Annotated in this window: 8 protein-coding genes and 1 pseudogene; 7 read left to right on the top strand and 2 right to left on the bottom strand. The window is 66.6% G+C overall.

Going from position 1 to position 8,531, the window contains the following annotated elements; all coding sequences use genetic code 11:
- The coding region (locus tag NF4_RS35800; RefSeq protein ID WP_063814812.1) for an IS701 family transposase at positions 1-1,240 on the top strand (1,240 nt) is incomplete at its 5' end.
- Positions 1,241-1,473: 233 nt separating this feature from the next.
- Here NF4_RS35800 and NF4_RS38400 read toward each other — a convergent pair.
- Together NF4_RS38400 and NF4_RS35805 are read right to left on the bottom strand one after the other, a co-directional pair.
- Positions 1,474-1,596 (bottom strand): annotated as a pseudogene (locus tag NF4_RS38400) (IS110 family transposase); the annotation flags it as partial.
- A 74-nt stretch (positions 1,597-1,670) separates the two neighbouring features.
- Positions 1,671-2,330, bottom strand: coding sequence for a hypothetical protein (locus tag NF4_RS35805; protein WP_063131827.1), 660 nt, complete (start codon positions 2,328-2,330; stop codon positions 1,671-1,673).
- A gap of 88 nt (positions 2,331-2,418) precedes the next feature.
- Between NF4_RS35805 and NF4_RS35810 the strand changes: the two genes are divergently transcribed.
- The 6 genes from NF4_RS35810 (at position 2,419) to NF4_RS35835 (ending at position 8,239) form a co-directional block, all read left to right on the top strand.
- Entirely contained in the window at positions 2,419-3,333 is a 915-nt protein-coding gene (locus tag NF4_RS35810; RefSeq protein WP_157120800.1) for a hypothetical protein, read from the top strand.
- 128 nt (positions 3,334-3,461) lie between these two features.
- A complete protein-coding gene (locus NF4_RS35815) occupies positions 3,462-4,334 on the top strand; it encodes a hypothetical protein (RefSeq protein WP_063131829.1) in 873 nt (290 codons plus the stop codon).
- Entirely contained in the window at positions 4,331-4,867 is a 537-nt protein-coding gene (locus tag NF4_RS35820) for a hypothetical protein (protein ID WP_063131830.1), read from the top strand. Before NF4_RS35815 ends, NF4_RS35820 begins: the two co-directional genes overlap by 4 nt.
- 358 nt (positions 4,868-5,225) lie before the next feature.
- Positions 5,226-5,735: a hypothetical protein gene (locus tag NF4_RS35825; RefSeq protein WP_157120801.1), complete on the top strand. Its 510-nt coding sequence runs from the start codon at positions 5,226-5,228 to the stop codon at positions 5,733-5,735.
- Between the two features lie 531 nt (positions 5,736-6,266).
- On the top strand, positions 6,267-7,340 hold the full coding sequence (locus NF4_RS36160) for a type IV toxin-antitoxin system AbiEi family antitoxin domain-containing protein (RefSeq protein ID WP_084533850.1): 1,074 nt from the start codon (positions 6,267-6,269) through the stop codon (positions 7,338-7,340).
- Positions 7,337-8,239 carry a nucleotidyl transferase AbiEii/AbiGii toxin family protein gene (locus tag NF4_RS35835; protein ID WP_063131832.1) on the top strand — a complete coding sequence of 301 codons (903 nt, stop codon included), beginning with the start codon at positions 7,337-7,339 and terminating at the stop codon, positions 8,237-8,239. Before NF4_RS36160 ends, NF4_RS35835 begins: the two co-directional genes overlap by 4 nt.
- Positions 8,240-8,531 lie beyond the last annotated feature (292 nt).

Below are 8,531 nucleotides of genomic sequence, written 5' to 3' on the forward strand. Positions count from 1 at the left end.
GGGTGAGCAGCTGGATTCGTTTGTGGGTGAGGTGTTTTCCTCGCTGGCGCGTAGAGACCAGCGAGCCACGGCGGGGATGTATGTGCAGGGATTGATGTTGGACGGGCGCCGCAAGTCGATGCAGCCGATGGCGCAGCGGCTCGGAGTCGATCATCAGCGGTTGCAGCAATTCCTCACCAATTCTCCATGGGACGTTGAAACGGTGAGGAAAACGTTGTCCCGCAAGGCATCCGATTTGATAGCCCCGGAGGCTTGGGTGGTCGACGACACCGGTTTCGCCAAGGATGGTGACTCGTCACCGGGGGTGGCCCGCCAGTACTCGGGCACTCTGGGCAAAGTCGGCAACTGCCAGATCGCGGTCAGCGTGCACGCCGCATCCGACACCGCCTCGTGCCCGCTGGATTGGCGGTTGTTCCTGCCCTCGAGTTGGGATGAGCACGCGAGGTCCGAAGGCGGCGATGCGGCGGTGATCGCGTCGCGGCGCGCCCGCGCCGCGATACCCGCCGACGAACGTTACCGGCCGAAGTGGCAGATGGCATTGGAGATGATCGACGACCTCATCTCCTGGGGCCGGCGACCACCCGTGCTGGTCGCCGACGCCGGATACGGCGCGGCGACTCCCTTCCGGGAAGAGCTGACCCGACGCGGTCTGCACTACATCGTCGCGGTCAAGCCGGTCACCGCCACCCAGCCCGCCGACGCGGTCTGCGAAACCATCGAATACACCGGGCTCGGGCGCCCACCCAGCGGCAAACCCCGTTATCGTCAACCTGCTACGACCTGCAAAAACCTCGCCATCGCTGCCGGTGTCGAGGCATTCACCGACGTGATCTGGCGCCACGGCACCCGCCGCGACGCCGACAACCCCACCGCGCAGATGCGGTCACGATTTCTGGCACTTCGGGTGCGACCGGCCAACCGCAACGTCACCCGCGCCGACGACGGCAGCCTGCCCGAAACCTGGATGCTGGCCGAATGGCCGACCGGAGCCGACGAGCCCACCGACTACTGGATCTCCACACTGCCCGCCGACACCCCCATCGCCGAACTCGTGCGCCTGGCCAAGATCCGCTGGCGCATCGAACACGACTACCGCGAACTCAAAACAGGACTCGGTCTCGACCATTTCGAAGGCCGCTCCTGGCTCGGCTGGCACCACCACGCCACCCTCGTCACCGCCGCTCACCTGTTCATCACGACACTGCGGTTGACCGACCCAAAAGCCGATGGGCAGAACTGACCCTCTACGGCATCATCCGCGAAATCCAACGCGCACTTGCTATCTGGATCGGCACCTGCCCACTATGCCACCACACCTTCCCAACCTAACAAAGTACTACTAGGTCGTGTGTTGAAAGCTGCTGCCTGCGTTGGTGTGTCGATTACCAGATGCAGATGAGGTCTCCGGTAGTTGGTTTATCGACCAAACGAACCTGAATACCGGAGACTTCCCAATGGAGTTGTCAAGCCCGGTCAGGCCGCTGCTGTGCTGGGCGGGGTCGGTTGGTAGAGCCGGTGGTCGCGGATGAGTGCCCATACGACGTTGACACGTCGTCGAGCGAGTGCGAGGACAGCCTGGTTGTGGCGCTTTCCTTCGACCGCAGCAGGCCCGCGTAGGCAGCGACTGCTACGCCTCGGCCCATAGGACGGCTTGCGGGCAGGACCCGACCCTATCGGCTGACGTAAACCTTGAGAAGGTCGCGCAGAGCGCGGATCTCTCTACCCATCTCGGCGACCGTGGTCCGCAGACTACGGTTGCTCTCGATCAGGTCTTCCCGCTTCTCCGGCGTAGCCCCGCCGGTAGTCGCCGTGGCTATGTGCACCAGTTCGGTGTTGACGGGCAAGGCCTGGTCAACAGGCGTCTCCGAGTTCGGATACGCAGCCTTCCCCTCCGCGTCGCCATCGAGATCCGAGCCGGCAGCGTTGGCGCTGTCACCATTGCGCTCAGTCTCCCGATCGGAACGCCCCTCGGCGTGCACGGTCTCCAGAGCGGCAGGAATCACGCCGTCGAGCGCGTCGGCGCCATCAACAGGATTCCCGTTGAGTGCTGCGTCCAATCCCTCCTCGACGCTGGTGGCCGGCAGAGAAGTGGAGTCCTCCCGCTGGCCATTCCCGAGCTTCTCAGCAGTCTCCGCGATCACGATCCGTCCGGATCCGCTACCCAACCCCGCCGCCTTGGCCCACTTCGTCAAGCTCGCCGCCGACGGCTGACCGTCGTTGCGCTCGGCGACCTGATGACAGGCTGCGCTCAGCGAAACACCTTGCTTGAGAGCCTTTTTCACCTGCGTGAGGTACTTCTTCTTCTCAGGATCAGAATAGGGCCGGGCCATTCGAATATCCTCCTACCAGCTACGTTGTCGCCTCCAGTCAACCATTCACCGCAACCGTGAGGGCGGCTACGGGCGTAATATTTGCCGCGTGACCGGCACCAAGGGGGCGGAAAACCCGTCTGCGCGTACCGATGGCATGATCGCGCTGCCACCTGATCATCAGCAGCAGTGGGCCGAATGCACCTATGCCGTGCGCTCCTGCGATCAGGTACTCAACGAGGTGATCGACCCGAAGCCGGGCAGCGCCCTGGACCGAGCCGACGCGATCTATCACTGGGAGAAAATCTCGGTGTGGGCCCGGACCTACCTGCGGTCGGCCAGCGAGCACCTGGGACTCTGGGCCGACCTGGTCGCCCCCTACGACTACAGGCCCGGGGACACCAACCTCGTGCGGGTTCGCCCGTATCTGCTGCTCGCACGCGCCGGCCTCGAAGCCGCCGCGCACGCCATCTGGCTGCTCGATGTGCCCACCAACACCTTTGAAGAAGCCGCCCAGCGCCATATCCGACTCATACACCGAGACTTCGAATACCACCGCAGCGCCATCAAAGCCCACGGTGAGGACACCAGCCGGATCGATCAGCGGATCGCCGATCTCGAAACACGGGCCGCCTCCCTGTCGATCTCAGCGACCCCGAAGAACAAGCCACCCGGCTACGAAAGCATCGTCCGCAACGCCGCCCAGGTGATCGGCGAGGACGACAACCGCTGGGCCTACCTGTGGAACGCCGCCAGTGGCGCCGGGCACGGCCAGAACTGGTTCGGTCTGGAGGCCTACGACCTGCTCGCCACACACGAATACGAACCCGGCCACCTCCGCTCAGTCTCCATCCCCGACCCGACCTTCCTCACCGAAACGGCCGCCGCCGCCAGCTCGGCACTGCAATGGGGCACCCTGCGCTGGCTGACCAACGGCGGACACGACCCCAGCCTGCTGACCACCGCCATGCACGAAATCTTCGCCAGGATGCCCAAGAAAGCGGACCGCGGCATCAGCGAATGATCGCACCGCGGGTCACCTCACCGGCAGACACGAGAAGGCCGGAGTTGCCTCGAACCCGAGCGGCCCGACGACGATCGCGGTCATACTGGCAAGCGAGGACGAGTGATCCGAAGGGGGCCGATTCACCGATGCCGAAATCCAAGGGGCGCAAGCCAAAACGAACCACAACCCGCTCGCAAGGGCGCGGCGCGCGAGCACACAGCGGATACAATCCGGGGCAGCTGGGCATCCCCGCGACGCTGATCGCGAACATGGTCGCCGCCGCGCCACCGGACCAGCTGGTGGAGATGCTGCCGCCGTTCCTCTGGCTGCACCACTCCACCGGCATCCGGGCCGATCTGTGCGTCTCGGCGGCGATATCATTGCACCACGCCTACGACCTGATCGGGATCACAGCCCGGCCCACCGCCGTCGAACTCGTCATCGCCCACCAGACCCGCGGCACACTGACCCGCTACGGCAGCGGCGGAGCATCCTGGGACGGCGAGCAGTTCAACGCGCACTGCGTACTGTGGCTACCAGGATCCGGCCGCTGGGTCGATGCGACCGTGATGCAATACCCCGAGGTCCGGGCCTCCATGCCGCTACCGGTCATCGGCCGTATGGCCGGCTCGATCGGCGGTGGTCCCGCCTCCCGCGCGTCCCTGGCCGAAGGGCGGCTCGCGGCCGGCACCCACATGACCGTGCCCCGCGAAGACCTCATCTTGGACTACACGGTCCTCACCGCAGACCCCGACGTCGTCACCGATCCCCTCACCGCGGATCCCGAGAGGGCCGCGTTGTTCCGGTTCTCCGGAATCAACCTCATCTCCAACGCCCTGGAATGGTGGCGCCGCCCCGGCATCGTCGAACGCGCCCGCACCGCACCGTATCCACGCCTGCATGCCCTGCTCGACGCCGTGGGACAAGCTCCCGTCCACGTAGACGCGGACGGAAACCGAACATTCGAGACCACGCCAGGGGCCAGGACACGCATCGACGAACTCCTGCCCGCCGCGTGAGCGCCGGACAACTGGAGCGTGCGCTGGAGGTGAGCGAAGTGACGGTGGCGCTGATTGCGGCGGTGGCGGGGGTGCTCGGTGTTGTTCTCGGGCGGATCTGGGACCATCGATCGGAGTCGACGCGTTGGCGCCGGGATCAAAAGACGGCCTGCTACCAGCGCGTCGCCGAGGAGTACCGGGCCACGTGTGAAGGAGTACGCACGGTGGCACTCGCTGACCGTTCAACTCCGGAGTTCGGCGAGCTGGTCACGCGTGTGCGGATCGAGACCGCGGGGTGGGACAACGCCTACGCGGCCGTGCGGCTCGTCGGCTCACGTCCGGTCGTGGTGGCCGCAGCACTGTTGGACGCCGCCATGACCGAGCTCTTCGACACCGTCCAGGAACGACAGCTCACGAGCGAACAGTGGCGCGAGACCAGAAAACCCACCGACAAGGCATTCGCGAACTTCATCATCTCGGTACGCCGTGAACTTCGGCTCGACCCCGTTCCGGCGGAGTACTTCCCAGAACTCGACCCGCCCGCCCCCGGCTGAACCGCTGCACACGCCCGCACGCTGCCACCGGGTACGGCCATCGTCCGGTGCGGCGACTTCCAGCGTGATCGGCCGGTCCTGTCTCCACCGTCGATGTGCCGGCCCGGGCCGATCCCCACACTCCCCCGGGGCGGCACACGACGTCGATATTCGCACCCGCCGGCCAGGCGGCAACAGATACAGGGCGTATCCGGCGTCATGCCAGCGTGTTACAGTTCCGTCAGGCCTTCGATCGCATGGCCGGTAGCGCGCTTCTCGAGCGCGAGGATCTCAACGACAACAGGCAGCACCCGCATGCCGGTGCGCAGGGACTTTTCTGCGCACCGACGAGTCGTGTCCGCTACCGATGGAGACCCTCATGCCCACCGAGCCCGTGATCGCCTTGACCAAGACCTTGTCCGACGGCCGAACAGCAGTCGTCACCGTCACGCCCACCGCCACCCAGGTGCACGTGGACGGCACAGAGTACGGCAACCACATGGGCCCGCATCACGCGTTCGTGCGGCGACCCGGCATCCCGGACAACATCGTCGCCGCGATCGGTCGCGTCCTGCTCACCGAAGCCGAAGCCGCCCAAATCAAAGCCGTGTGGGACCAGCTCCAAGCGCGGCGTCCCCGCGATCTGCGCAGCGAACGGGACGCGCTCACACACAGTCTTCGCTGCGCCGAACAGGAATGGTCGGCCGCCCACAACAGGTGCATGGACGACGGCAACTGGCCCGACCCCTTCCACGCCGACGCGGCCAACGAGCAAGCGATCACCGCGGCCGCCGACGCCCTCGCCGCGTTCGACCACGACCATCCCGAGATCGCTGCGCAACTGGCAGCCGAACGCGACGCCGCGGTCGCCCGGCGCATCTGGGACTGACCATGAGCGACCTCGCGGAGGCGATCCGCAACATCGGAGAATTTCCATGGCCGGAACTTCCCGATACACCCGGCGAGACCTGCCTCGCTCCAGGATGCACAGACCCGGTTCGAGCCCGAGGTATGTGCCGCCGGCACTACGACGCGTGGTATCGGCGGCAACGTTTCGAGCCGGCCTACCGCAGCTACGGCCGCCGCGGCTGCGATGAACCAGGATGCGACAACCCGCACCGTGCCCGCGGTCTCTGCTCGCCGCACTACATGCAGCACTATAAGGTCGGCGAGTTCTCGACGAGCCCTGAACATCACCCGGAATCGTCGACGCGTCGCGGGGTTGTGTCCTGTGATTCCGATCGGGCAGCATAACCACCAGCCAGCGGCCCGGGGCGTGGCACGGATACCCGACAGCGCACACCTACCGAGTCCCCGGACCACACAGACAGACGCGCATACCGCTTCAGAAAAGTCGAATATCGCGTCAAAAGGTCACTCAGGGTGACTTTTTTGATGGTATCAGTGGTAGTTTTGATGCATGTCGAGCATGGTGGATCTTCGTGCGCGGCTCGCCGCCCTGGCCGAGTCGCAATGGGGGCTGCTCACCACCGCCCAAGCCGCCACCGTCGGCGCGAACACCAAACAGCTCCAGCGTCTCGTCGAGCACGGTGTGCTGGCCCGTCTCCGCTACGGCGTCTACCGGCTGGCCGGGGTGCCCGAATCGCCGGCCGAGCCCCTGCGCGCGGAATGGCTCGCGCTCGAGCCCGCCCGCACCGTCGGCGACCGCATCGGTGACGACGTCCCCTTCGGCATCGTCTCTCACCGCAGTGCCGCCGACCTGCACCGCCTCGGCGACCTCGACGCCGACTACATCGAATTCACCGTCACAGCCCGCCGCGGCACCCGCAGCCCCGACGTCCGCTTCCACCGCGCCGTCCTCACCCCGGGTGACTGGACCCTGGTCGACGGACTACCGGTCACCACCCCCGCACGCACCATCGCCGACCTCGCCGCCACCCGCACCGACGGCGGCCACCTGGCATCGGTCGTCCGCGATGCCCTGCTCCAGGGCACGTCCGGCGACGATATCGCCGCCGCGCTGCGCCCCTATGCCCACCGCTACGGTGCGCCCGTCGACAACGGCTCCGCCCTGGTCAACCACTTCATCGCCCTCGCGGGGGTCCCCGAGTCCTCCCTCGCGCTGTCCGCGCCGGCGCTCGAACCGGTCGTGGCTGCCAGCCTCGCCACGAACAAAGCACTCGAGCAGCTGCTCCACGGCCACAGCAGCGCCCACCTCACCGCTTCTCTGGTCTCGGGGCCCTCCGACGCCGCGGTGGCAGCGATCCGCAACCAGCTCGCCCACTCCGTCCCGAGCGAGCAGATAACCCTGCTGGTCCGCCAGGCCCTCGCGCCACTGGTCGAGTCCGGCGAATGGCGGGACATGATGGCACGCCTGCGCACCCGTATCGCGCACTCGCTGGACCCGCAGCAATTCACCAGCCCCGAGGCCATCGAGGAAGCGACGAATATGCTTCTGCGCACCAGCATCAGCGACGCACTGCTCGACACCACGGCAGCACCCACCGGATCGTCCTCGGAGGCCGAGAAGTGACCATCCCCAGCCCTGCCTCGTTCAAGGCGTCGCTGCGGTCCCGGATCCAGGCCCAGGCCCGCCGGACCCGCCGTCCGGCCAGCGCATTACGCCGCGAATTCTTCATGCAGCGCTTCCTCGCCCGCGTGTTCGCCGACCCCGCCGCGCCCTGGGTCGTCACCGGCGGCGGTGGACTACTTGTACGCCTGCCGGGAGCTCGCTCGAGCCAGGATCTGGACCTGATCCGGCCCGACACCGAGATCACCGACGCCATCGACGAACTCCGCCGCCTCGGCGGCGCACACCCCGACACCGACCCCTTCGTCTTCCGGGTCGAGCTGGCCAAACAACTCACCGGCGACGCCGCCGCCGGCGCTGAGCTGACCGTTTCGATCTACCTTGGCGCCACCATGATCGAGGACTTTCGCATCGATCTGGCCACCGATAAGATCATCATCGGCACGATCGAGTCCCTGGCCCCTACCCCGATCCTCGACCTCGACGGATTCGCCGCACTGCCACCGGTGCGCCTGATCCCTATACCCAGCCAGGTCGCCGACAAAATCTGTGCCATGGTCGCCCGCTACGGCGCCACCCGCCAGCCCTCCAGCCGCTGGCGCGACCTCGCCGACCTCTGTTTCATCGTCGCGAGCTTCGCCTTCGACGCCGCCGAAACCCGCACCGCCCTCGATGTCCAGCAACACCGTCGCGCCCTGGACCTACCCACCACACTGCGCGCGCCCGGCCCCGAATGGGAACGCGCCTACCCCGCCATGGCCAAAGAAACCAGCCTGCCCACAGAACTCCACGACCTCGACACCGCCCTCGGCTTCATCGGCGCCGCTCTCAACCCCCTGCTCGACGGCACCCGCACCCACGGTCGCTGGAACCCCCACACCCACACCTGGGATCCACAATGACCCCGGCCCGCCCTCGTCGACGGGCAACTATCCGGTGATGGCCATCCGACCGGCCTGGGGCTCGACACCACGGTGTCGGTCCTGGCGATCATCTTCCTGGCATCTCTGCTGGTGCTCGTGGTGCGCTGCGGTGATGAGAGTTCAACGCCTCGAACAGGTGAGCCGGCCAGATCCCCGGCCGGTCAGATCCAACCATCGCCACCGCGGCCTGCGCCCCCGACATGTACGCCCGGCATCTGTATGCCGTTCCAGGCATGCTGAACCTTCCGAGGGCCCGCCGGAGTAAGGACTC

It is taken from the genome of Nocardia fusca NBRC 14340, from assembly GCF_001618425.1.
GTDB classification, from domain to species: Bacteria; Actinomycetota; Actinomycetes; order Mycobacteriales; family Mycobacteriaceae; genus Nocardia; species Nocardia fusca.